Annotated in this window: 20 protein-coding genes and 1 pseudogene; 7 read left to right on the forward strand and 14 right to left on the reverse strand. The window is 58.7% G+C overall.

Going from position 1 to position 23047, the window contains the following annotated elements; all coding sequences use genetic code 11:
- Positions 1-25: 25 nt before the first annotated feature.
- The 5 genes from ACA066_RS22685 to ACA066_RS22705 all read right to left on the reverse strand — a co-directional run bounded on the left by ACA066_RS22685 (position 26) and on the right by ACA066_RS22705 (position 4193).
- Entirely contained in the window at positions 26-772 is a 747-nt protein-coding gene (locus ACA066_RS22685; protein WP_461991469.1) for a YebC/PmpR family DNA-binding transcriptional regulator, read from the reverse strand.
- Positions 773-892: 120 nt separating this feature from the next.
- On the reverse strand, positions 893-2668 hold the full coding sequence (aspS, locus tag ACA066_RS22690) for an aspartate--tRNA ligase (protein ID WP_214378233.1): 1776 nt from the start codon (positions 2666-2668) through the stop codon (positions 893-895).
- Positions 2669-2768: 100 nt separating this feature from the next.
- A complete protein-coding gene (locus ACA066_RS22695) occupies positions 2769-2990 on the reverse strand; it encodes an FmdB family zinc ribbon protein (protein WP_010457489.1) in 222 nt (73 codons plus the stop codon).
- Between the two features lie 137 nt (positions 2991-3127).
- Complete coding sequence (locus ACA066_RS22700) at positions 3128-3466, reverse strand: ribbon-helix-helix domain-containing protein (protein ID WP_497696716.1); 339 nt, start codon at positions 3464-3466, stop codon at positions 3128-3130.
- A gap of 256 nt (positions 3467-3722) precedes the next feature.
- Positions 3723-4193 carry a Dps family protein gene (locus ACA066_RS22705; RefSeq protein WP_084318959.1) on the reverse strand — a complete coding sequence of 157 codons (471 nt, stop codon included), beginning with the start codon at positions 4191-4193 and terminating at the stop codon, positions 3723-3725.
- Between the two features lie 310 nt (positions 4194-4503).
- Between ACA066_RS22705 and ACA066_RS22710 the strand changes: the two genes are divergently transcribed.
- Positions 4504-5106: a cold-shock protein gene (locus tag ACA066_RS22710; RefSeq protein ID WP_017340476.1), complete on the forward strand. Its 603-nt coding sequence runs from the start codon at positions 4504-4506 to the stop codon at positions 5104-5106.
- Between the two features lie 84 nt (positions 5107-5190).
- Here ACA066_RS22710 and ACA066_RS22715 read toward each other — a convergent pair whose 3' ends face one another.
- Together ACA066_RS22715 and ACA066_RS22720 are read right to left on the reverse strand one after the other, a co-directional pair.
- The gene (locus tag ACA066_RS22715; RefSeq protein ID WP_008029236.1) at positions 5191-5397 is read right to left on the reverse strand and encodes a SlyX family protein; all 207 of its coding nucleotides are present in this window, start codon (positions 5395-5397) and stop codon (positions 5191-5193) included.
- A gap of 3 nt (positions 5398-5400) precedes the next feature.
- Positions 5401-5826, reverse strand: a complete 426-nt coding sequence (locus tag ACA066_RS22720; RefSeq protein ID WP_497696717.1) for an HIT domain-containing protein — start codon at positions 5824-5826, stop codon at positions 5401-5403.
- Between the two features lie 904 nt (positions 5827-6730).
- Here ACA066_RS22720 and ACA066_RS22725 point away from each other — a divergent pair.
- Positions 6731-8092 (forward strand): OprD family porin, encoded by a 1362-nt coding sequence (locus ACA066_RS22725; RefSeq protein WP_497696718.1) that lies wholly within the window; start codon positions 6731-6733, stop codon positions 8090-8092.
- A gap of 130 nt (positions 8093-8222) precedes the next feature.
- On the opposite strand, the gene ACA066_RS22730 is transcribed toward ACA066_RS22725, so the two are convergent.
- Both ACA066_RS22730 and ACA066_RS22735 read right to left on the reverse strand, forming a co-directional pair.
- Complete coding sequence (locus tag ACA066_RS22730) at positions 8223-9065, reverse strand: mechanosensitive ion channel family protein (protein ID WP_497696719.1); 843 nt, start codon at positions 9063-9065, stop codon at positions 8223-8225.
- Positions 9066-9270: 205 nt separating this feature from the next.
- Complete coding sequence (locus ACA066_RS22735) at positions 9271-9756, reverse strand: YajQ family cyclic di-GMP-binding protein (protein ID WP_007906601.1); 486 nt, start codon at positions 9754-9756, stop codon at positions 9271-9273.
- A gap of 140 nt (positions 9757-9896) precedes the next feature.
- Between ACA066_RS22735 and ACA066_RS22740 the strand changes: the two genes are divergently transcribed.
- The 3 genes from ACA066_RS22740 to ACA066_RS22750 are packed head-to-tail and all read left to right on the forward strand — an operon-like array spanning position 9897 to position 13480.
- Entirely contained in the window at positions 9897-10814 is a 918-nt protein-coding gene (locus ACA066_RS22740) for a putative 2-dehydropantoate 2-reductase (protein WP_497696720.1), read from the forward strand.
- 45 nt (positions 10815-10859) lie between these two features.
- A complete protein-coding gene (locus ACA066_RS22745) occupies positions 10860-12896 on the forward strand; it encodes a sensor histidine kinase (protein ID WP_497696721.1) in 2037 nt (678 codons plus the stop codon).
- 2 nt (positions 12897-12898) lie between these two features.
- Positions 12899-13480 (forward strand): cob(I)yrinic acid a,c-diamide adenosyltransferase, encoded by a 582-nt coding sequence (locus tag ACA066_RS22750; protein ID WP_497696722.1) that lies wholly within the window; start codon positions 12899-12901, stop codon positions 13478-13480.
- A gap of 126 nt (positions 13481-13606) precedes the next feature.
- Here ACA066_RS22750 and ACA066_RS22755 read toward each other — a convergent pair whose 3' ends face one another.
- The 4 genes from ACA066_RS22755 to secA all read right to left on the reverse strand — a co-directional run bounded on the left by ACA066_RS22755 (position 13607) and on the right by secA (position 19395).
- On the reverse strand, positions 13607-14557 hold the full coding sequence (locus ACA066_RS22755) for a Nudix family hydrolase (protein WP_497696723.1): 951 nt from the start codon (positions 14555-14557) through the stop codon (positions 13607-13609).
- On the reverse strand, positions 14554-15186 hold the full coding sequence (locus ACA066_RS22760; RefSeq protein WP_497699940.1) for a glutathione S-transferase family protein: 633 nt from the start codon (positions 15184-15186) through the stop codon (positions 14554-14556). The genes ACA066_RS22755 and ACA066_RS22760 overlap by 4 nt, the downstream gene beginning before the upstream one ends.
- Positions 15187-15320: 134 nt before the next feature.
- The gene (argJ, locus tag ACA066_RS22765) at positions 15321-16538 is read right to left on the reverse strand and encodes a bifunctional glutamate N-acetyltransferase/amino-acid acetyltransferase ArgJ (protein ID WP_497696724.1); all 1218 of its coding nucleotides are present in this window, start codon (positions 16536-16538) and stop codon (positions 15321-15323) included.
- A 121-nt stretch (positions 16539-16659) separates the two neighbouring features.
- Positions 16660-19395, reverse strand: a complete 2736-nt coding sequence (secA, locus tag ACA066_RS22770; protein ID WP_497696725.1) for a preprotein translocase subunit SecA — start codon at positions 19393-19395, stop codon at positions 16660-16662.
- 307 nt (positions 19396-19702) lie between these two features.
- Here secA and ACA066_RS22775 point away from each other — a divergent pair, with 307 nt between their 5' ends.
- The gene (locus ACA066_RS22775; RefSeq protein WP_497696726.1) at positions 19703-20158 is read left to right on the forward strand and encodes a DUF721 domain-containing protein; all 456 of its coding nucleotides are present in this window, start codon (positions 19703-19705) and stop codon (positions 20156-20158) included.
- 120 nt (positions 20159-20278) lie between these two features.
- Here ACA066_RS22775 and ACA066_RS22780 read toward each other — a convergent pair whose 3' ends face one another.
- A complete protein-coding gene (locus ACA066_RS22780; RefSeq protein ID WP_497696727.1) occupies positions 20279-21766 on the reverse strand; it encodes a helicase HerA-like domain-containing protein in 1488 nt (495 codons plus the stop codon).
- Positions 21767-21940: 174 nt separating this feature from the next.
- Between ACA066_RS22780 and ACA066_RS22785 the strand changes: the two are divergent.
- Positions 21941-22972: pseudogene (locus tag ACA066_RS22785) on the forward strand (HAMP domain-containing protein); the annotation flags it as partial.
- Between the last annotated feature and the right edge of the window lie 75 nt (positions 22973-23047).

Genomic DNA, 23047 nt, shown 5'->3' on the forward strand with positions numbered 1-23047 from the left:
GCTCCTACAGGGAAGGCGTGAGCCCTTAACCGAGCTGTGCAGCCACCGATTCAGGGATATCCGCATTGGAATAGACGTTTTGCACATCATCCAGGTCTTCGAGCATGTCGATCAGCTTGAGGACTTTCTCGGCGCCTTCCAGGTCCAGTTCGGCGCTGGTGGTCGGCAGCATGACGATTTCCGCATCATCACCTTTGAAACCGGCCGCTTCCAGCGCGTTGCGCACGGAGTAGAAACCGGCGAACGAGGTGAACACGTCGATGGAACCGTCTTCGTTGGTAACCACGTCATCGGCGTCCGCTTCCATGGCGGCTTCGATCAAGGCGTCCTCATCAACCCCCGGCGCGAAGGAAATCTGCCCCTTGCGCTCGAACAGATAGGCCACTGAACCGTCGGTACCCAGGTTGCCGCCGCACTTGCTGAACGCATGGCGAACAGCTGCTGCGGTGCGGTTACGGTTGTCGGTCATGCACTCGACCATCACCGCCACGCCACCCGGGCCGTAGCCTTCGTAGCTCAGTTCGACCATGTCGTCGGTGTCGGCAGCACCGGCACCGCGGGCCACCGCGCGATCGATAATATCGCGGCTCATGTTCGCACCCAGCGCCTTGTCCAGGGCCAGACGCAGACGCGGGTTGGAGCCCGGATCACCGCCGCCCTGACGGGCCGCAACGGTCAGTTCACGAATCCACTTGGTGAAAATCTTGCCCTTCTTGGCATCCTGACGTTCTTTGCGGTGCTTGATGTTCGCCCACTTGGAATGACCCGCCATAACTCGCTCCGAATTCTCTTTGAAACGTTGCCCGCTGCGCACGATGCGCCAGCCAGCAATACAAAAATCCTGACCTAAAGAAAAGGCGCATCCGGAAAGGATGCGCCTTTGCGGCCAGCCTTACTCAGCCTTTGGCGTTTCGCGCAGACGAATGTGCAGTTCGCGCAATGCCTTGGCATCTACAGCACCCGGAGCCTGAGTCATGACGTCAGCCGCGCTCTGGGTTTTCGGGAAGGCGATCACTTCACGGATCGACTGTGCGCCCGTCATCAGCATCACCAGACGGTCCAGACCGAAGGCCAGGCCACCGTGAGGCGGCGCACCGTACTTCAGTGCATCAAGCAGGAAGCCGAATTTCTCTTCCTGTTCCGCCTCATTGATACCCAACAGGCGGAACACTGTCTGCTGCATTTCCTTGCGGTGGATACGGATCGAACCGCCACCCAGCTCGGTACCGTTCAGAACCATGTCATAGGCGCGGGACAGCGCGGTCGCCGGGTTGGCTTCCAGTTCTTCCGGAGTGCATTTCGGCGCGGTGAACGGGTGGTGCAAGGCAGTGAAGCTGCCGTCGTCGTTTTCTTCGAACATCGGGAAGTCGACGACCCACATTGGCGCCCACTTGCAGGTCAGCAGGTCCAGGTCGTTGCCGACCTTGATCCGCAACGCGCCCAGGGCTTCGCTGACGATCTTGGCCTTATCGGCGCCGAAGAACACGATGTCGCCATCGACCGCACCCACGCGATCGAGGATCACGTTGAGGTTGGCTTCAGGGATGTTCTTGACGATCGGCGACTGCAGGCCTTCAACACCTTTGGCGCGCTCGTTGACCTTGATGTACGCCAGGCCCTTGGCACCGTAGATGCCGACGAACTTGGTGTAGTCGTCGATCTGCTTGCGCGGCATGCTCGCCGCGCCTGGAACGCGCAAGGCGGCAACACGGCATTTCGGATCGTTGGCAGGACCGCTGAAGACCTTGAAGTCGACTTCTTTCAGTTGGTCGGCAACGTCCACCAGTTCCAGCGGGTTACGCAGGTCCGGCTTGTCGGAACCGTAACGGCGCATGGCTTCTTCGAAGGTCATGTGCGGGAAGTCGCCGAATTCCAGATCCAGCACTTCCTTGAACAGGTTGCGGATCATGCCTTCGGTGAGGCCCATGATGTCTTTTTCATCGAGGAAGCTGGTTTCGATGTCGATCTGGGTGAATTCAGGCTGACGGTCGGCACGCAGGTCTTCGTCGCGGAAGCATTTGGCGATCTGGTAGTAACGGTCGAAGCCGGCCACCATCAGCAATTGCTTGAACAGCTGCGGCGATTGCGGCAGGGCGAAGAACGAACCGGCGTGAGTACGGCTCGGCACCAGGTAGTCACGTGCGCCTTCAGGCGTGGCACGGGTCAGGATCGGCGTCTCGACGTCGAGGAAGCCGTTTTCGTCCAGGTAGCGGCGGATGCTGGTGGTCATGCGCGAACGCAGACGCAGCTTCTCGGCCATTTCCGGGCGACGCAGATCAAGGAAGCGATAACGCAGGCGGGTTTCTTCACCGACGTCGGAGAACTCGTTCAGTGGGAACGGCGGGGTTTCCGACTCGTTCAGCACTTCCAGCTCGTAGCCCAGGACTTCGATCATGCCCGAGGCCATGTTGGCGTTCGTGGCACCGGCCGGACGCAGGCGAACCTTGCCGGTGATCTTCACGACGTACTCGCTGCGCACGCGATCGGCGGCGGCGAAGCTCTCGGCGCGGTCCGGGTCGAACACCACCTGGGCCAGACCGTCACGATCACGGATATCGAGGAAAATCACCCCACCGTGATCACGGCGACGGTGAACCCATCCGCAAAGGGTAATTTCCTGGCCTTCCAGGCTTTCGTTCAGTTGGCCGCAATAATGGCTGCGCATCATGGTAGTGGTTTCACTTCTCGTAATTCGAAATTCGGTTGGAGGCCTTGCATTCAGGATGATGCAAGAGCTCACACGTGTCGTTCAACTCAGGTTCCAGACCCTAGTCGGCTTTGTCGCCGCCGGCCAGATTCTTCTTGGAACCGGTCTTGAAATCGGTTTCGTACCAGCCGGTGCCACTGAGGCGGAAGCCCGGCATGGACAGCATCTTCTTGAGCTCTGGCGCCTGGCAGGCAGGGCAGTCGACCAGCGGTGCTGCGCTGATCTTTTGAATGGCTTCCAACTGATGACCACAGGAAGCACATTGATAGTCGTACATCGGCATGGGGGTTGTCTCGGCGATCAGATTGCTACCGCGCACGCTGGGTTTTGCGGCAAAGAGCGGGATTATATCCATTAAATGCAGCCTGTGCAGCCGTAAGACTGCACAGACCGACACTCGACGCATTCCGCTGCCACGGGCTATGCCATGACGACGCAACTCCCCTCCTTCAGGCTGTGCACAACGCAGACAACCCGTACCAGCCCGCTGAAGTTCTTCACCCCGCCGTGCCGCAGATGCACTTCGCGATCCACGTGGGACAGCAGGGCACTGACCGAGCAGCAATTGATCCTGGCCATTTCTCCCAAAATATCCCAATAAACCTGCTCGAGTCGCAAGCAGGTGGCAAAGCCATTCAAACGTACCGAGCGGGATAATGGCCGAGCCAGACCCATGTCGAATTCACTGACAAACGGATCGATCCTTACTTCCTTGAACGGACCCGACCTCCCCTCGTTTAACCTGCTTTCATAAACCATCCGTTGACACTCCTTTGCCATCCCTGGTTTCTATAAGAGCCATGTTGCAGGCCTTATAAAAACGCAGGCGCAAAGTTATATCCAGATGACTTTATGACCATCGACGTAGGATAAGCCAACAACTGAAGGCAGATCATGGAGACCGTCCTAGTCGGGACAATGTCCTACACAATCGGGTGCAAGATCCTTCAACGAACAAGCTCCGAAGGACAGGGCGCGAACAACACCGGGCAGCGTCATCCGCGCACTCACAGTGTTACTGGTCCAGCAATGAACGCAACATCCACGCGGTTTTCTCGTGAACCTGCATGCGCTGGGTCAGCAAGTCCGCCGTTGGCTCGTCGCTGACTTTGTCGAGCAAGGGAAAGATCCCGCGCGCAGTCCGCGTGACAGCTTCCTGCCCTTCGACAAGTTGCTTGATCATGTCTTCTGCGCTTGGCACGCCCGACTCCTCCTTAATAGAAGAAAGGCGCGCATAAATCGAATAGGCGCCCGGAGCAGGAAAGCCGAGCGCACGAATTCGTTCGGCAATCGAATCGACCGCCAGGGCCAACTCGTTGTATTGCTCCTCGAACATCAGGTGCAGGGTCCGAAACATGGGACCGGTGACATTCCAGTGGAAGTTATGGGTTTTCAAATAAAGTACATAAGTGTCCGACAGCAGACGCGAAAGTCCGTCGACGATGGACTTGCGGTCCTCTTCACTGATTCCGATATCGATTGCCATGTTTTTTCCCCTAAAGGTGATGAATTTCATCCGACAGGTGCAGGACCACTCTAGCAAGCCTGTCGCGCAACCGCAGCGCGGATTGCTCCCGTGACCTGCGACAAATCGCCCCCGATGCACCGCTGGACTCCCTGATTTGAGTAGCTGCAAGCTTTGCTGTTAAATAGACAGTGTGTCGCTGGCGCCTATTTTTTCGGGGCGCTGCGCATAGGCTGATACCGGGTGCGTGCCCAACGCCTCTTATAGTTCTGAAGCGAACCGCGCCCCATCAGCTCTTCCTTGCGATCCGTCTTAACGTGAGTTAATCAAAATGTTGAAAATCGTCCACCTGCTAATGGGCGCAGCAGCCCTGCTGCTGTCCTTCATCCCTAGCCTGCGATCCGAAGCTGTTCCTTACCTGCAACAACCCGATGCGCTGTACCTGGCCTTTTTCGGCCTGCTCAACCTCACCCTCGCACCTGTCATTCCGTACTGGAACAAAGGCCCGCGTCATCAACTGCAAAACCTGGTCAGCGCCCTGCTGGTTCTGACTGTTGTTCTGCAAACGCTGACGCTGCTCGCGCCGATGCCTGTCATCGCCGGTCAACCTGCCGTTCTGTTCAGCCTGGTGGCTGCCCTGATCGCCGTTCTTCTGCACCTGGCCATCAGCTTCTACAAATCCTCACCGGCCACCGCTTCGCCAAGCTATGACATGAGCAACCGCGATACCGGCACCGTCAAGTGGTTCAACACCTCCAAAGGCTTCGGCTTCATTTCCCGTGATTCCGGCGATGATATTTTCGTGCATTTCCGGGCCATCCGTGGCGAAGGCCATCGCGTTCTGGTCGAAGGCCAGCGCGTGGAATTCTCCGTCATGAATCGTGACAAGGGCCTGCAAGCCGAAGACGTGATCGCCGCGCTGCCGCGACGCTGATTCAAGGCTAAAAAAAACCGCGAGCAGCCTGGCTGTTCGCGGTTTTTATTGCCTTTTGTTTAACAAAAAGCTTTGAAACAAAAGCTAGTAATGCGGCGGTGGCGCTTCTTCTTCAAAGGTTTCGAACTGACCGGCCATTTCCTCCTGCCGCTTGAGCAGGGCGGCCATTTGCAATTGCAGACGTTCCACTGCGCGCTGCTGCGTCGCCAGCACATCGCTCAATGCCTGGATGGTGTCATCCTGAAACGCCAGCTGGCTCTCCAGATCGGTAACGCGTTCTTCCAGGCTCATGATTCAACCCTCCAGAAACGTGAAATCTTCGGTCAACACCCGACGCAACCGCTCGCGAATGACCGCGATCTGCTCCGCCGTGTACGGTTTGGCCGGGTGTTTGCCCCATACCGGCGCAGGCCAGGCGCCATCCTCGCGTTTGCGCACAATCACATGCATGTGCAACTGACTGACAACGTTACCCAGGGCCGCGACATTCAGCTTGTCCGCGTCGAACGAATCCTTGAGCATTTCCGCCAGCGCGGTCGTTTCCTGCCACAGCTGCCGCTGATCGGCGACGTCCAACTGAAATATCTCACTGATATCCTCGCGGCGTGGCACCAGGATGAACCAGGGGTAATTCGAATCATTGGACAACAGCAACCGGCTGAGCGGGAAATCCCCGATCGGTAACGTGTCTTGTTGAAGTCGTGGATCTAAAGCGAACACTGCGCGCACTCCCGGTAGCTCATCATTTTCAGCTTAGCGCCCATCCCGAGAGGCGGCGCACCAAGCGACAGAACGGCAGCATACCTGCGAACGTCGCTGGCTTCACGACGTACGAATGTCGAAGCGCAGCCATCACCCATGAGAGCGCTCCGACATGAGACATTTTTTGCGCGAGCGCACCATTACAGAACCGCCAGCCACGCAAAAAACACTGAAGTGACCAATAAACCAAGGCCTGTTCACGTTTCACAACAGGCACCACTGTATGAATTCAGTACAGCGATTAAGATTTTTTGCACCAAAACCGCACAGTGCGTCTACGCTCAGTGCGTCGGGCATCCGCCAAGTACTCACTGACGGGGTGAACCGGTAACGTTTTTGGTTGTCGCGCAGTCGGCCAGGGAGGTGCAACACGATGCAAACCATGGCGTCAAGCCCCATCAAAAGGTGCTTGTAACCCCCGGTTTTATGAGATTTTTACGGTAACAGGCTGGCGTTCAGAAAAAAAAACAGCGAATTGCTGATTTGTGCACGCTTGTTGCATTCACACTCACATCGCCTTCAAAGCGTCCGCTGGAAGTGGAAGCCTTCAAGGCAATAAAAACAGTGGCAGGGTTGCCCGATGGAGATTCACACGTTTCACCAAGGACTCTTTTTACCGATGCTCACCCCCCGGAAAACAGCGCTGAAGTTGTCATTTCTATTGCATTGGGGCTGTAAATTTGCGACATCTACCAAGCCGTTTGCGACAGGGTCGTAAAGAAGCTGAAAGGTTAGGTACGCAAGTATCGCCAACATGGTCTGCGTGATATAACTTTGCGCCGACTCAAAAAAGAAAGAGCCGCCCAGATAATAAAACAGGTGGGACGGCAGTACTCTTCTAAAACCAAAGGAGCAAATCACGATGCGCGTGATGAAGTGGAGCATGATCGCACTGGCAGTTGCAGCAGCAGCCAGTACTCAAGTGGCAACAGCCGCACCTTTCGTAAGTGACCAGGCTGAAGCCAAAGGTTTTGTTGAAGACAGCTCGCTGAACTTGCTGCTCCGCAACTACTACTTCAACCGTGACCGGAAAGACGGCGCAACCGATCAGAAAGACTGGACTCAGGGCATCTGGGGTAACTTCAGCTCCGGTTACACCCAAGGTCTCGTAGGCGTCGGCGTTGATGCGTTCGGTTACCTGGCAATCAAACTGGACGGTGGCGACGGCACTGGCGGCACTGGCAACATGAGCCGCGACGCCGATGGCGAAGTCAACGACAGCCAGGGCAAAGCCGGTGGCGCCGTCAAGTTCCGCGTCTCCAAAACCGAGCTGAAAGCCGGCGACATGCAGCCAAGCACTGCTCCAGTGTTCGCTGTTGGCGGTTCCCGTGTCCTGCCTCAAACTGCCAGCGGTTTCCAACTGCAGAGCAGCGAGATCAAAGACCTTGACCTCGAAGCCGGTCACTTCTACTCGGCGACCAGCCAGGACCGCAACGCCCGTAACGGCGGCCTGTACGCAACCTACGCTGGCGTTGAAGCCAACACCATCGACTATTTCGGTGGCAAGTACGGCATCACCGATAACCTTTCCGCATCGCTGTATGGCGCCAAGCTGGAAGACATCTGGAACCAGTACTACGCCAACGTGAACCTCACCACCCCGTTTGGTGGTGACACGTCGCTGAACACCGACTTCAACATCTACCGCACCACCGATACCGGTGACGCGAAAGCCGGCGACATCAGCAACACAGCGTTCTCGCTGGCAACTGCTCTGTCGTTCCTGAAAGCACACACCATCACCCTGGCCTTCCAAAAGGTTAACGGCGATACCCCGTTCGACTACATCGGTGTGGGCAAGAACAACCGTGGCGGCGACTCGATCTTCCTCGCCAACTCCATCCAGTACTCTGACTTCAACGGTCCTAACGAGAAATCTGCTCAGATTCGTTATGACTTGAAAATGGCTGAGTACGGCGTTCCTGGCTTGAGCTTCATGACCCGTTACGTGAAAGGTTGGGATATCGACGGCACTGGTACCCCCGCCAACAGTGCGTACCGTTTCAGTGATCCAACGGAGTCAAACTTCGGCCAACCATTTTACGGTGCTGACGGCAAACACAACGAAACCAACTTCGAAGCCAAGTACGTTGTTCAGTCTGGCCCGGCAAAAGACCTTTCCTTCCGTATTCGTCAAGCATGGCACTTCGCTAACGCTGACGAAGGCGAAGGCGATATCAAAGAGTTCCGCCTGATCGTCGACTACCCGCTGTCGGTTTTGTAATCGCATCCAGCTAGTTTGCGGTAACAAACAAAAGGCCCATCTTCGGATGGGCCTTTTTTGTTGGCTTCTGCATTACGTCTTGCAGAACATGTCTGACCGAAAGGTCAGACATTAATTGAAAAACCGATCATTACACCGTTGCCGATTCCTGAACCACTCGAATCACCCGCTGTGGAAACGGAATATTGATACCCGCTGCTTTCAAACGATCACGGGCTTGTTCGTTAAACATGAACATCACATTCCAGTAGTCAGCGGTCTTGACCCAGACCCGTAGCGAAACAGTGATCGAGCTTTCGCCCAGCATAGAAATGACCGCTTCCGGTGCCGGCTCAGTCAACACCCGCTCATCCCCTGCCAGTTCCAGCAACACTTCACGGGCCTGTTGCAGATCCGCGTGGCAATCCACGCCTACATCAAACACTACTTTGCGTGTCGACTGGCGGTTGGTATTGGTGATGATGCCGTTCGACAAATTGCCGTTAGGGACGATGATGGTTTTGTTATCGCCCGTACGCAGCACGGTATGGAAGATCTGAATGCTGTCGACAGTACCCGCAACACCCTGAGCTTCAATCCAGTCACCGATGCGGAACGGACGGAACAACAGAATCAGCACGCCACCGGCAAAGTTCGCCAGGCTGCCCTGCAACGCCAGACCAATGGCCAGACCCGCCGCACCGATCGCCGCGACGAAGGAAGTCGTTTCCACGCCGATCATCGAGGCCACGCTAACGATCAGCAAAACCTTGAGAATAATGTTCGCCAGGCTGCTGATGAACCCTTGAAGCGCCAGGTCGGCGTTACGCAGCGCGATCAGACCCCCCAGTTTCTGCGTCACTTTGTTGATCAGCCACCAGCCGATGGCCAGTGTGAGTATCGCCAGCAGCACACGGCTGCCGTATTCCATGATCATTGGAATCCAGGCTTGGGACGCCTTGACCAGGTTGTCCACTTCAGCATTCAAGTCCATCTACGTTCTCCTGATTTCCCGGCCATCCGGCACGCGAAAAAAATAAGCGGCAGGAAATTGCCACCGGGTTAAACACAATCCGGGTGGGAGCGACGGTGCGACGATTCGACCTGCTCGCGATAGCGGGCTGTCATTCAGCGGTGATGTCGACTGATACGCCCTCATCGCGAGCAGGCTCGCTCCCACAGGGTTCCCGCCTGAACAATCAGTCGCGGAAGTTGTTGAACTGCAGCGGCATGTCGAACGTCTTGGCGCGCAGGGCCGCGATGGCTTCCTGCAAATCGTCACGCTTCTTGCCGGTGATGCGCACTTGCTCGCCCTGAATGGCCGCTTGAACCTTCAACTTGGCGTCCTTGACGTGAGCGACGATTTTCTTCGCCAGCTCTTTGTCGATGCCTTCCTTGAGGACGGCTTCCTGCTTCATCAGCTTGCCCGACGCGTAGGCATCCTTGACTTCAAGGCACTGCACGTCGATTTTGCGCTTGACCAGCGCCAGCTTGAGGATCTCAATCATCGCTTCGAGCTGGAAATCGGCTTCAGCGGTCAGGTTGACGGTCAGGTCCTTTTCCTTGAACTCGAAGGTGCCTTTGCCTTTCAGGTCATAACGACGATCGAGTTCCTTGACGGCGTTCTCGACCGCGTTGGTGACTTCGTGTTTGTCCAGTTCGGATACCACGTCGAACGACGGCATGTAATCTCTCCAATAAAGGGCGCGCTCGATCAAGATGGAGCACGCCTGGCTTGCGGTTAAAATCCGCGCTGATTATAACGGGTCTTTCCCATCATTCACTGCGAGCCTCCGATGAGCGCCTTAAACAGAGCAAAAAGCTGATGTCCACGACCTGGCATGTTTTGGGCGCCGGCAGCCTCGGCACCTTATGGGCCACGCGTCTGGCGCGGGCCGGGGTGCCGGTCAGGCTGATTGTGCGGGATGCGGCGCGTTTACAGTCCTATCAGTCGGCGGGCGGTCTGACGCTGGTGGAGCATGGCGAAGCAAAAACCTGGGACATACCCGGCGAGACAGCCGACAGCGACGAGCCGATCAATCGCCTGCTGGTAGCCTGCAAAGCCTACGATGCCGAGCAGGCCGTGGCCCGACTGGCACCGCGACTGGCGCCTGGCGCCGAGCTGATCCTGTTGCAGAACGGTCTCGGCAGTCAGGACGCCGTCGCCGCGCAGATTCCGCAGGCGCGCTGCATTTTTGCGTCGAGCACCGAAGGCGCGTTTCGCGATGGCGACTGGCGCGTAGTGTTCGCCGGCCACGGTTACACCTGGCTGGGGGATGCCGGACATCCCGTGGCGCCAATCTGGCTGGATGACGTGAGTGCCGCCTGCATCCCCCACGAATGGAGCACCGACATTCTCACGAGGCTGTGGCGCAAACTGGCGCTCAACTGTGCGATCAATCCGCTGACGGTGCTGCACGATTGCCGCAACGGCGGCTTGCAAGACCATCACTGCGAAGTCGCCACCCTCTGCGGTGAATTGACCGAGTTGCTTGAACGCTGCGGCCAGCCGGCAGCGGCCGAGGACCTCCAGCAGGAAGTCGAGCGGGTGATTCACGCCACAGCAGCCAATTTTTCCTCGATGTATCAGGACGTCGCGAATCGGCGCCGAACCGAAATCAGCTACCTGTTGGGCTACGTCTGCAAAATTGCCTCGCGACATCAGCTGAACCTTCCGCACCTCAACCAGTTGCAACAGCGGCTGATCACCCATCTGCACAGCCTTGGATTGCCCAGCGACTGAGCAGCGGCTACGCTGGCCACTTGTTCCTTTTCAGCGATAAAACTGATGCCATTGCGCCAGCGCCTCGAAAACCTTCCGGTCGGCCAGAAACTGCTGGCCGCCCTGCTGGTGCTGTTGACCACCGTTTTGCTGGTCGCCAACCTGACCTTCATCAGCGCCGCGTACTACATTTCTCAGGAAAGCATGGCGCCCCAGGCCTTGCAGACCATCGGCCGGCTGGTGTCCAACCCGAGCCTGGTGTCCGAGGCGTTGCAGTCGCCGCAAAGCGCCGAACGGCTGCTCAATGAACTCAACAGTTACTCACCGTTGCGCGCAGCGGCGCTGTATAACGGCAAGGGTGAACGACTGGCGCAGTTGCAACAAGGCGATCACTTGAATCTGCCAGCGCGCTTCCGCCACATCGAATCCTGGCAAGCCACCGAATTTCGCAGCAATCAGCTGATCACCCTGCCCCGCCCCGGCACCGCGCCCGGCCACTTGTTACTGGTCGCCAGCAGCGAGTTGCCGATGGCCTTCTACACCGGGACGTTGACCGCCAGCCTCGGCATCCTGATCTTCAGTGTGCTGTTGTGGCTGGTGATCGCCCGGCAGATCAAACGCCTGATTACCCGGCCGATCCATCAGCTGGAAGAGCTGTCCCGGCAAGTGACCCGGGAAGAGAACTACGCCCTGCGCGCTTCCCGCGGCAACCACGACGAAATCGGCAGTCTGGCCGAGGCCTTCAACACCATGCTCTCGCGTATCGAGGCGCGGGAGCAGCAACTCAAACGCGCGCGTGACGACTCCCAGGCCGCTTACGACCAGGCCCAGGGGCTGGCCGAAGAAACCCGTCACACCAACCGAAAACTGGAACTCGAAGTCCAGGTGCGCAGCAAGATCGAGAAGAAACTCACCGGGTTCCAGAACTACCTCAACAGCATCATCGACTCCATGCCATCTGCGCTGATCGCCCTCGACGAGCAGCTCTACGTGACGCAGTGGAATCAGGAGGCCAGCGCCCTCTCCGGCACGCGGCTGGACGAAGCGCTGAACCAGCCGATTTTCCTCGCCTTCGAACCGCTCAAGCCCTTTCTGCCGCAACTCAAACAAACCGTCGAGCAACACACAGTGGCGAAGATCGAGCGCGTGACTTGGTTCAAGGACGAAGAACCCAGGCAATACGCCTTGACCTTTTACCCGCTGATGGGCGGCGCCGGGCGAGGTGTGGTAATCCGGATCGACGACATCACCCAGCGCCTGTCCCTGGAAGAAATGATGGTGCAGTCGGAAAAAATGCTCTCGGTCGGTGGCCTCGCCGCTGGCATGGCCCACGAGATCAACAACCCGCTGGGCGCGATCCTGCATAACGTGCAGAACATTCGCCGACGCCTGTCCCCCGAGTTGCCGAAAAACCTCGAACAGGCCGAACAGATCGGCATCGAGCTGGACACGGTCAACGAGTACCTGAAAGCACGAGAAGTGCCGCAACTGCTCGATGGCATTCAGCAGGCCGGCGCCCGGGCGGCGAAGATCGTTACGCACATGCTCAGTTTCAGCCGCCGCAGCACCCGGCAAATGGCCCCGTGCGATCTGCCGGCGCTGATCGATCAGGCCGTGGAAATCGCCGGCAACGATTTCGACCTGGCGATCGGCTTCGACTTCAAGGGCCAGGCAATCATTCGCCAGTTCGATCCGGCGCTGGGCCCGGTGCCCGGCACCGCCAACGAACTCGAACAAGTGCTGCTCAACCTGCTGAAAAACGCCGCACAAGCCATTCATCAGCGCGAAGATGACCGTGAGCCCGGGCGAATCATCCTGCGCACCAAACTCAATCCGCCGTGGGCGGAAATCCAGGTCGAGGACAACGGCATCGGCATGAGCGAGAGCGTGCGTAAACGCACCTTCGAGCCGTTTTTCACCACCAAGGAAATCGGTCAGGGCACCGGACTTGGGCTGTCGGTCTCGTATTTCATCATCACCAACAACCACAAGGGGCAGATGGAAGTGCAATCGACGCTGGGCCAAGGTACCTGTTTCACTTTGCGCCTGCCGTTGGCGAGCACCCCGCTCGTCTCTCAAGAACTCAATCAGCTATCGAGGTAACCATGGGCTTTCGCTTGTCGAAGATTTACACCCGCACCGGCGACAAAGGCGAAACCGGACTGGGCGACGGCCGCCGCGTGCCCAAGGACCATCCCCGGATCGAGGCCATTGGTGAAGTCGATACGCTGAACAGTCAGGTCGGTGTGCTGCTGGCAGGGCTGGAAGCGAAAAGTGGCGAGTTTCCAGGATTGAACGAAGTGATCGAGGTGTTGGCGCCTTGTCAGCATCGGCTGTTCGATCTGGGCGGAGAGCTGGCGATGCCGGTGTATCAGGCGCTGAACGCGGCAGAAATTGAACGCCTGGAAGCGGCGATCGATGCGTGGAATGAAGAACTGGGGCCGCTGGAGAACTTCATTCTGCCGGGGGGTTCCGCGTTGATTGCCCAGGCGCATGTATGCCGGAGTCTGGCGCGCAGTGCCGAGCGGCGGTGTCAGCATTTGAATGCGATTGAACCGTTGGCCGGGGTTGGGTTGGCGTACATCAATCGGATGTCGGATTTGTTGTTTGTGGTGGCGCGGTTGATTGCCAAGCGCCAGGGGATTGCGGAGATTTTGTGGCAGCCGGCGGTGAAGCCTCAGGTTTAGCTGATTTCCTCAAGGACGCCTTCGCGAGCAAGTCGGACCGCCGCACCGCTCGCTCCTACAGGTTCACCTGAATCCTGTAGGAGCGAGCGGTGCGGCGGTCCGACTTGCTCGCGAAGAGGCCGGCAGCTACGCCAAAGAATCAGGCCAGAACGCCCGAATCCCCGCCACACCTTGGGCGCCTGCTGCCCAAGCTTTATCAACCTGTGCCGGGCTAACACCCCCCAGCAAGAACACCGGCTTGCTGAACCCCTCGATCAATGCCGAAGCCTGCTCCCAACCCAACGGCTGAGCCCCCGGGTGCGTCAAGGTCGGCTGCACCGGCGACAGGGTCACAAAGTCCACGCCCATCTGCTCAGCCAACGTCAACTCTTCAGCGTTATGGCAGGACGCCGCCAACCAGCGCGACGCCGCCAGCGGACGGCCGGCAGCCGCGTATTTGCGCAGTTGTGCCGAGGTGATGTGCCAACCGGCCGACGGGAAATCGCCCAGCCACTCGAACGGCCCCTTGATCATCAACTGCGCCTTGCCGGCGCACAGCCCCGCCGCGTCCACCGCCAGATCGCGGTATTTCGGGTCGTAGCCGTTGGGCGCCCGCAGCTGGATCAACTTGATCCCGCCTGCGATAGCTTTCTGAATACCGCGCAGCAAGGCCGGGGTTTCCAGGTCGTCGGGGGTAATCAAATACTGCGCAGGCAACCGTGCGGCTGCAACGATCGGCTGGTTGGCGGCCGGAAATTCATAGCCCGGCAGATCACGCGGCGCTACCCACTCCAAAGGCTGGCCTTCGGCACCGTGAGGTTCACCGGTGAAATTCGAGACTTCCCAGACATCCAGCAACACTTGCTTGTCCGGGTAGTCATGGCGGACCTTGATCAACGGACGCGCCGCGCTGACCACAATGCCCAACTCTTCGTGAAGCTCGCGGGCCAAGGCGGTTTCGACGGATTCGTCGGTCTCGACCTTGCCACCGGGGAACTCCCACAAACCGCCCTGATGCTGAGTGTCGGCACGGCGGGCGATGAGGATCTTGCCGCTGTTATCGCGTATGACGGCGGCCGCTACGTGTACTCGTTTCACTGCCCGATCTCCTCCAGACCTGCCTTTTGCCACGCCTTGAAGGCTGGCCATTGGTAGATCGTTTCGACGTAGGCCTCATCCGCGGCCGGCAATTTCACCTGATAGGTGCGCAGGCGTACGGCAATAGGTGCGAAGAAGGCATCGGCCAAGGTCGCACCGCCAAACAGGAACGGACCGGTTTCAGTCGCCGCGGCGCGACACTCGGCCCACAACTCAAGCATGCGCTCGATGTCTGCCTGGACGTCAGCCGGGGTCGGCGACAGCGGTGCGTCGCGACTCAGGTTGAACGGCATGTTGCCGCGTATGGCGAAGAACCCGGCGTGCATCTGCGCGCACGCCGAACGTGCCTGGGCGCGGGCGGCGACATCTTTGGGCCAGAGGCCGGCGTCAGGGAATTGTTCGGCCAGGTACTCGGCAATCGCCAGGGAATCGGCGATGGTGCCATGTGCGGTTTTCAGCAGCGGGACTTTACCGGTTGGCGAATGCTTGAGCAGACGCTCACGGGTGTCCGGCTGGTTCAGCTTGATGAGCTCTTCGGTGTAAGGGGCGCCGGCCAGATCGAGGGCCAGTGCGCCGCGCAGGGACCAGGAGGAAAGCAGTTTGTCGCCGATGATCAGGTGGAGGCTCATGTTCGGGACCTTTTGATGAGGGAAACCGGCCAGAATCTTTAGTGTCTGGTCGGCCGTCATCGCGGGCAAGCCTTGCTCCTACAGGTGTTGCGCGGCTCTGTAGGAGCGAGGCTTTCCCGCGAAAGCGATCTAACTCAAGTACGGTACTCAGCGTTGATCTTCACGTATTCGTGGGACAGGTCGGTGGTCCAGATGGTTTCGCTGCAATCGCCGCGACCCAGTTCGATACGGATGGTGATCTCTTCCTGCTGCATCACCGCCGCGCCTTGGGCTTCGGTGTAGGTCGATGCGCGGGCGCCACGGCTGGCAATGCACACGTCGCCGAGGAACACGTCGATCTTACTCACGTCCAGGTCCGGCACGCCGGCACGGCCGACGGCGGCGAGGATGCGGCCCCAGTTCGGGTCGGACGCGAACAGTGCAGTCTTGATCAACGGCGAGTGCGCCACGGTGTAACCGACGTCCAGGCATTCCTGGTGATTGCCGCCGCCGTTGACTTCAACGGTGACGAATTTGGTCGCGCCTTCGCCGTCACGAACGATGGCCTGGGCCACGTCCATGCACACTTCGAACACAGCCTGTTTCAGCTTGGCGAACAACTCACCACTCGCGGAGGTGATTTCCGGCAGCGCAGCCTGACCGGTGGCGATCAACATGCAACAGTCGTTGGTCGAGGTGTCGCCGTCGATGGTGATGCGGTTGAACGACTTGTTGGCGCCGTCCAGCAACAGGTTTTGCAATACATCGCGGGAGACTTTGGCGTCGGTAGCGATGTAGCCGAGCATGGTGGCCATGTTCGGACGGATCATGCCCGCGCCTTTGCTGATGCCGGTGACGGTGATGGTCACGCCGTCATGCTGGAACTGGCGGCTGGCGCCCTTCGGCAGCGTGTCGGTGGTCATGATGCCGGTGGCGGCCGCTTCCCAATTGTTCACCGACAGGTCGTCGAGGGCGGCTTGCAATGCGCCTTCAATCTTCTCGACTGGCAGCGGCTCGCCGATCACGCCGGTGGAGTACGGCAGCACCAGGCTGGCATCGACGCCGGCCAATTCAGCCAGTTTCGCGCAGGTGCGCTCGGCGGCGGCCAGGCCGGGTTCGCCCGTGCCGGCGTTGGCATTGCCGGTGTTGGTCAGCAGGTAACGCACCGGACCTTGCACGCGCCGCTTGGCCAGAATCACCGGAGCTGCGCAAAAAGCGTTCAGGGTGAACACACCAGCCACCGTGGAACCTTCGGCGCAGCGCATGACCACGACATCCTTGCGTCCAGGGCGCTTGATGCCGGCCGAGGCGATACCGAGTTCAAAACCGGCAACCGGGTGCAACGTTGGCAAAGGACCAAGACCAACAGCCATGAATGCGCTCCTTAATAAATGATGTTTGCACCGCTTTCAGGAAGAACGGTAGTGTAAATGGCAAAACGCCGCGACGGCTGATGCCGGTCGCGGCGCGGGTATTTCAGCGTATGAAACGGGTTTACTGGATCTGCCCGTGGCAATGCTTGAATTTCTTGCCCGAACCGCAGTAGCACAGTTCGTTACGGCCCAGCTTCTGTTCGTTGCGAACCGGTGCGGTGGCGAGGGCTACATCGACCTCTTCACCCAGCAGTTCCGGTTGCTCGAGACCAGGCGCTTCGTCGTGCTGGAACTGCATGCGCGCCGCCAGTGCTTCGGCTTCCTGGCGCAGGCGTTGTTCTTCTTCGATCGGGTCTTCGCGGCGAACCTGAACGTGCGACAACACACGGATCGAGTCGCGCTTGATCGAATCCAGCAGCTCGGAGAACAGCGTGAACGACTCGCGCTTGTACTCTTGCTTAGGGTTCTTCTGGGCGTAGCCACGCAAGTGGATGCCATGACGCAGGTGGTCCATGGTCGACAGGTGGTCTTTCCACAGGTCGTCCAGCACGCGCAGAACGATTTGTTTCTCGAAGGTGCGCAGCGCATCGGCGCCCGCTTGATCTTCTTTCTCGTTGTACGCCGCGATGAGCTCCTGCATCAGCTTCTCGCGCAGGGTTTCTTCGTACAGGTGATCGTCTTCGTCGAGCCATTGCTGGATCGGCAGTGCCACACCGAAGTCGCTCTGCAACGCGGCTTCCAGACCGGCCACGTCCCACTGTTCAGGCAGCGATTGCGGTGGAATGTGTGCACTGACAGTAGCGTCGAGTACGTCCTGACGGAAGTCGGCGATGGTTTCACCGATGTTGTCGGCGGCCAGCAACGTGTTACGCATGTGATAGATCACTTTACGCTGTTCGTTGTTGACGTCGTCGAACTCGAGCAGTTGCTTGCGGATGTCGAAGTTGCGGCCTTCAACCTTGCGCTGCGCCTTTTCGATGGCGTTGGTCACCATGCGATGCTCGATCGCTTCACCGGACTGCATGCCCAATGCTTTCATGAAGTTCTTCACCCGGTCAGAGGCGAAGATGCGCATCAGGCTGTCTTCCAGCGACAGGTAGAAACGGCTGGAACCGGCGTCACCCTGACGACCGGCACGACCACGCAGCTGGTTGTCGATACGGCGAGATTCGTGACGCTCGGACGCGATCACCTGCAAGCCACCCGACTCGAGCACTTGCTGGTGGCGTTTCTGCCAGTCGGCCTTGATCTGGGCAATCTGCTCCGGCGTTGGATTTTCCAGCGACGCAACTTCCACTTCCCAGTTGCCGCCCAACAGGATGTCGGTACCACGACCGGCCATGTTGGTAGCGATGGTCAGTGCACCCGGGCGACCGGCCTGGGCAATGATTTCGGCTTCTTTTTCGTGGAACTTGGCGTTCAGAACCTTGTGCTCGATGCCTTCCTTCTGCAGCAGCGCAGACATGTGTTCGGAAGTTTCGATGGTTGCAGTACCCACCAGCACCGGACGGCCGTGAGTCATGCACTCCTTGATGTCGTTGATGATCGCCGCGTATTTCTCTTCGGCGGTCAGGAACACCAGGTCGTTGTAGTCTTTACGCGCCAAAGGCTTGTTCGGCGGGATGACCATGACCTGCAGGCCGTAGATCTGGTGGAATTCGAACGCTTCGGTGTCCGCGGTACCGGTCATACCGGACAGCTTGTTGTACAGACGGAAGTAGTTCTGGAACGTGGTCGATGCCAGTGTCTGGCTTTCGGCCTGGATGTTCAGGTTTTCCTTGGCTTCGATGGCCTGGTGCAGGCCTTCGGACAAACGGCGACCCGGCATGGTACGACCGGTGTGTTCGTCGACCAGGACGACCTGACCGTCCTGCACGATGTATTCGACGTTGCGATTGAACAGCTTGTGAGCGCGCAGACCGGCATAAACGTGGGTCAGCAGACCCAGGTTGTGCGACGAATACAGGCTCTCGCCTTCAGCCAGCAGGCCGACGCGGGTCAGCATGTCTTCGATGAACTGGTGACCGGCTTCGTTGAGTTCGACCTGACGGGTCTTCTCGTCGACGGTGTAATGGCCGGCCTTGGTGACTTCGCCCTCGACTTCTTCGACGTGCAATTGCAGCTGCGGGATCAGTTTGTTGATCTCGATGTACAGCTTCGAGCTGTCCTCGGCCTGACCGGAAATGATCAGCGGGGTACGGGCTTCGTCGATGAGGATGGAGTCGACTTCGTCGATCACGGCAAAGTTGAGTTCGCGCTGGAATTTTTCTTCCATGCTGAACGCCATGTTGTCGCGCAGGTAATCGAAACCGAATTCGTTGTTGGTGCCGTAGGTGATGTCGGCGGCGTAGGCCTGACGTTTCTCTTCCGGCGGCTGGAATGGCGTGACCACACCGACCGACATGCCGAGGAATTCGTAGAGCGGACGCATCCAGTTGGCGTCACGGCGGGCCAGGTAGTCGTTCACGGTCACAACGTGCACGCCTTTGCCGGACAGCGCGTTGAGGTAAACGCCCAGTGTGGCCACCAGGGTCTTGCCTTCACCGGTACGCATTTCCGCGATCATGCCTTCATGCAAGGTCATGCCGCCGATCAGCTGGACATCGAAGTGGCGCATTCCCATGACGCGCTTGCCGGCTTCGCGGGCGACCGCAAAGGCTTCCGGCAGCAGCTTGTCGAGGGTTTCCCCTTTGGCGATGCGGGCCTTGAACTCATCTGTCTTGGCACGCAATTGATCGTCCGAAAGGGCCACCATTTGCTCTTCGAAGGCATTGACGAGTTGCACCGTCTTGAGCATGCGTTTGACTTCACGCTCGTTCTTGCTTCCAAAAAGTTTCTTTAACAAAGGCGCAAACATATCGGCAGGATCTTCCACACTAAAGGGATGGAGGGCGGCCCCGTGAGTCGCCCGTGCAGCCCTCATGGCCGCATGCGAACGAGCATTCTACCCGGAAACGAAGGTGAGGAAAGTGGCGTTATTCCACGATGCATGCACTGCGCTGTTATGGGGCTCACTTAAAATAAGGGCTTTTTGCTGAACTTCAAGCCAGTTACAGCAGAAGTTACTTGTTGATTTAATGGGTAAAGCGCGCGCAAAGCAATGGGTCGGGCGCATCCAGTGCTTTCTGCTACCATGGCGGCTCTGTTACTTCAGGTGTCTGATCATGGCATTTCGCCCTCTTACGGCCAGAGCACCCGCCGTTCTGCTTCGCGAAGCCAAACCGCTGAAAGCCATTTTTGGCCATGCTCAACGCCTGGGTCATTTACAACGTCTGCTCGAAAGCCAATTGCAGCCCGCCGCCCGCGAGCACTGCCATGTGGCATCGTGGCGCGAAGGCAGTTTGTTGCTGATTGTCACCGACGGTCATTGGGCAACCCGTCTGCGTTATCAGCAGAAGCGTCTGCAACGGCAGTTACAGATGTTTGATGAATTCGCCAGCCTGACCCGGATTCTGTTCAAGGTGCAGCCACCGACCGTGCAGCAAGGGGCGGCGGGGCATACCATCAGTTTGTCCAGCGATGCGGGCGCGACCATTCAGGCGACGGCTGAGGGGATCAGTGATCCGAATCTGCGGGCGGCGCTGAAGCGGTTGGCGGCGCACGCAAAACCCAAGGACTGACATAGAACCCCAGTGGGAGCGAGCCTGCTCGCGATAGCAGTGTGTCAGTCAACCAATGCGTTGAATGTCAGACCGCTATCGCGAGCAGGCTCGCTCCCACATTTTGACCGTGCCCGCTTGCTATCGGCGTTTACTGCCTCCGAGCAGCGAACCCATCAACCCGCGTACCAACTGCCGCCCCAACTGATTGGCCGCCTGTCGCATCGCCGATTTCAGTGCCTGCCCTGCCGCCGTGCCGAGGAACTCCCCAGCCTTGTCGGTGAAGCTCGGTTCCTCCGCTGCAGGTTTGCCCGGCGCCGCTTCGGGCTCTGGCGCCAACCCTTTACGACCCATCAACACTTCATAGGCCGATTCACGATCAACCGGTTTGTCGTACCGCCCCTTGAACGGCGAGCCGGCGATCAGCATCGTGCGCTCGGTTTCGGTCAACGGCCCGATCCGCGATTGCGGCGGCGCGACCAATACGCGCTGGACCATCTCCGGCGTGCCCTTGTCCTGCAACGTGCCGACCAGCGCTTCGCCAATTCCCAGTTCAGTCAACACCGACAAGGCGTCGAATGCGGGGTTCGGGCGAAAGCCTTCGGCCACGGCCCGAAGGGATTTCTGCTCCTTGGCAGTGAACGCGCGCAAGCCATGCTGGACGCGCAGGCCAAGTTGAGCCAGCACGTCATCCGGCAAGTCGCCCGGCGACTGGGTGACGAAATACACGCCCACGCCTTTCGAGCGAATCAGCCGCACCACTTGCTCCAGACGTTCCTGCAGTGCCTTGGGTGTATCGGCAAACAATAAATGTGCTTCATCGAAAAACAGTGCCAGCAGCGGTTTGTCGGCATCGCCGCGCTCCGGCAGTTGTTCGAACAGTTCGGCCAGTAGCCACAAGAGGAACGTCGCGTAGACCTTGGGCGCCTCGTGCACCAGACGACTGGCATCCAGCAAATGAATACGTCCGCGCCCCTCGGCGGTTGGCTGCAAAATGTCTTCGAGTTGCAGCGCCGGCTCGCCGAACAGCGCTTCGGCGCCCTGTTGTTCCAGAATCGCCAGGCGCCGCAACAGCGCCTGACTCGATCCAGTGGTCATCAGCGCCGCGTCGTCCCCCAGCAATTCGGGGTGGTCACGCAGGTGATTGAGCAGTGCCTTGAGGTCTTTCAAATCCAGCAGCAACAAGCCTTCGCGGTCCGCGACCTTGAACGCCGCGTACAACGCCGACTGCTGACTGTCGGTCAGCTCCAGCAAGGCGCCAATCAATAACGGTCCCATCTCGCTCAAGGTTGTGCGCAATGGATGACCGGACTGACCGTGAATGTCCCACAGGGTGACCGGATATGCCTGAGGCGTGTGGTTCAGCCAGGGCAGTCCGGCAATGCGCTCGGCAATCTTGCCTTGAGGGTTGCCGGCCGCGCCGAGACCGCACAGGTCACCCTTGATATCCGCGGCAAACACGGCTACGCCAGCATCGCTGAACGCTTCAGCCAGTTTTTGCAGGGTGACGGTCTTGCCGGTCCCGGTAGCGCCCGCGACCAGACCGTGACGGTTCGCCAGGCGCATGGCCTGGGCGATCGGTTGCCCCGCGAGATCGGCACCGATAACGAGTTGCGATGAATCAGGCATTTGGTCACCTTTGGTTAATCTTTGATCCTGCGCGGCCGATATAAAAGACTGAAAAGCATCGGTTATCCCCCTAAGGAGAGGACGGAAATATCAGCTTGTTTTCATGACCGCCCACTGTGCGTTTCTTCATAAAAGCACGCCTTGGGCATTAAGACCTTAGCGGAACCCCAAGCCATGAACAAAAACCTGCGCTTCAGCCATAAAATCCTGCTTGCCGCGGCCCTCATCGTCATTGCCGCGTTCGCCTCGTTCACGCTGTACAACGACTATCTACAGCGCAACGCCATCAGCAAGGACCTGGACAACTATCTGCAAGAAATGGGCAGTGTGACTGCCAACAATATCCAGACCTGGCTGACCGGCCGCAGTCTGCTGATCGAAAACCTCTCACAAAACGTCGCGCTGAACGCTGACATCGGCAACGTCGCCAAGTTGCTGGAGCAGAAGGCGGTAACGTCGACCTTCATGGGCGCCTATCTGGGCAACAAGGATGGCACCTTCCTCATTCGCCCGGACAGCAAAATGCCGGATGGCTATGACCCTCGCGCCCGTCCCTGGTACAAAAGTGCCCAAAGCACCAGCGGCTCGGCACTGACCGAACCCTACATCGATCTGGCCTCCGGCCAACTGGTCATCTCCATCGTCAACAGCGTCCTCAAGGACGGTCAGAACATCGGCGTGGTCGGCGGCGACCTGAGCCTGCAAGTGATCGCTGACAGCCTGAATGCGCTGGACTTCGGCGGTATGGGTTATGCGTTTCTGATCAGCGCCGACGGCAAGATTCTGGTCCACCCGGACAAAGCGCTGGTGATGAAACCCCTGGCCGAGGCGTACCCGAAAAATACACCGCGCATCAGCAGCGATTTCAGTGAAATAGAAGTCGATGGCAAAACCCGCATCGTCACTTTCACCCCGATCAAAGGCCTGTCTTCCGTCAACTGGTACATCGGTCTGTCGGTGGACAAGGACAAAGCCTTCGCGAAGCTCAGCGAATTCCGCGCTTCCGCGGTGGTTGCGACCATCATCGCGGTCGCGATCATCATCGCCCTGCTGGGCATGTTGATCCGCCTCCTGATCCAGCCGCTGCACGTCATGACGCGCGCCATGGCCGACATCGCCGACGGCGAAGGCGACCTGACCAAACGCCTGACTATCCAGAACAACGATGAATTCGGCGTGCTCGGCACCGCGTTCAACCGTTTCGTGGAGCGCGTTCACGGTTCGATCCGCGAAGTGTCCTCGGCGACCGGGCAGGTCAACGAAGTCGCCTTGCGCGTGGTC

Source organism: Pseudomonas sp. LBUM1651, assembly GCF_059716135.1.

Excerpts from the sequence above, each read along its gene's own strand:
- ACA066_RS22710 (WP_017340476.1), top strand. The coding sequence starts at position 4,504 with ATGTTGAAAATCGTCCACCTGCTAATGGGCGCAGCAGCCCTGCTGCTG.
- ACA066_RS22740 (WP_497696720.1), top strand. The coding sequence starts at position 9,897 with ATGTCCACGACCTGGCATGTTTTGGGCGCCGGCAGCCTCGGCACCTTA.
- ACA066_RS22730 (WP_497696719.1), bottom strand. The coding sequence starts at position 9,065 with ATGGACTTGAATGCTGAAGTGGACAACCTGGTCAAGGCGTCCCAAGCC.
- argJ (WP_497696724.1), bottom strand. The coding sequence starts at position 16,538 with ATGGCTGTTGGTCTTGGTCCTTTGCCAACGTTGCACCCGGTTGCCGGT.
- ACA066_RS22685 (WP_461991469.1), bottom strand. The coding sequence starts at position 772 with ATGGCGGGTCATTCCAAGTGGGCGAACATCAAGCACCGCAAAGAACGT.
- ACA066_RS22760 (WP_497699940.1), bottom strand. The coding sequence starts at position 15,186 with ATGAGCCTCCACCTGATCATCGGCGACAAACTGCTTTCCTCCTGGTCC.
- secA (WP_497696725.1), bottom strand. The coding sequence starts at position 19,395 with ATGTTTGCGCCTTTGTTAAAGAAACTTTTTGGAAGCAAGAACGAGCGT.
- ACA066_RS22750 (WP_497696722.1), top strand. The coding sequence starts at position 12,899 with ATGGGCTTTCGCTTGTCGAAGATTTACACCCGCACCGGCGACAAAGGC.
- aspS (WP_214378233.1), bottom strand. The coding sequence starts at position 2,668 with ATGATGCGCAGCCATTATTGCGGCCAACTGAACGAAAGCCTGGAAGGC.
- ACA066_RS22745 (WP_497696721.1), top strand. The coding sequence starts at position 10,860 with ATGCCATTGCGCCAGCGCCTCGAAAACCTTCCGGTCGGCCAGAAACTG.
- ACA066_RS22780 (WP_497696727.1), bottom strand. The coding sequence starts at position 21,766 with ATGCCTGATTCATCGCAACTCGTTATCGGTGCCGATCTCGCGGGGCAA.
- ACA066_RS22775 (WP_497696726.1), top strand. The coding sequence starts at position 19,703 with ATGGCATTTCGCCCTCTTACGGCCAGAGCACCCGCCGTTCTGCTTCGC.
- ACA066_RS22700 (WP_497696716.1), bottom strand. The coding sequence starts at position 3,466 with ATGGTTTATGAAAGCAGGTTAAACGAGGGGAGGTCGGGTCCGTTCAAG.
- ACA066_RS22715 (WP_008029236.1), bottom strand. The coding sequence starts at position 5,397 with ATGAGCCTGGAAGAACGCGTTACCGATCTGGAGAGCCAGCTGGCGTTT.
- ACA066_RS22705 (WP_084318959.1), bottom strand. The coding sequence starts at position 4,193 with ATGGCAATCGATATCGGAATCAGTGAAGAGGACCGCAAGTCCATCGTC.
- ACA066_RS22695 (WP_010457489.1), bottom strand. The coding sequence starts at position 2,990 with ATGCCGATGTACGACTATCAATGTGCTTCCTGTGGTCATCAGTTGGAA.
- ACA066_RS22735 (WP_007906601.1), bottom strand. The coding sequence starts at position 9,756 with ATGCCGTCGTTCGACGTGGTATCCGAACTGGACAAACACGAAGTCACC.
- ACA066_RS22725 (WP_497696718.1), top strand. The coding sequence starts at position 6,731 with ATGCGCGTGATGAAGTGGAGCATGATCGCACTGGCAGTTGCAGCAGCA.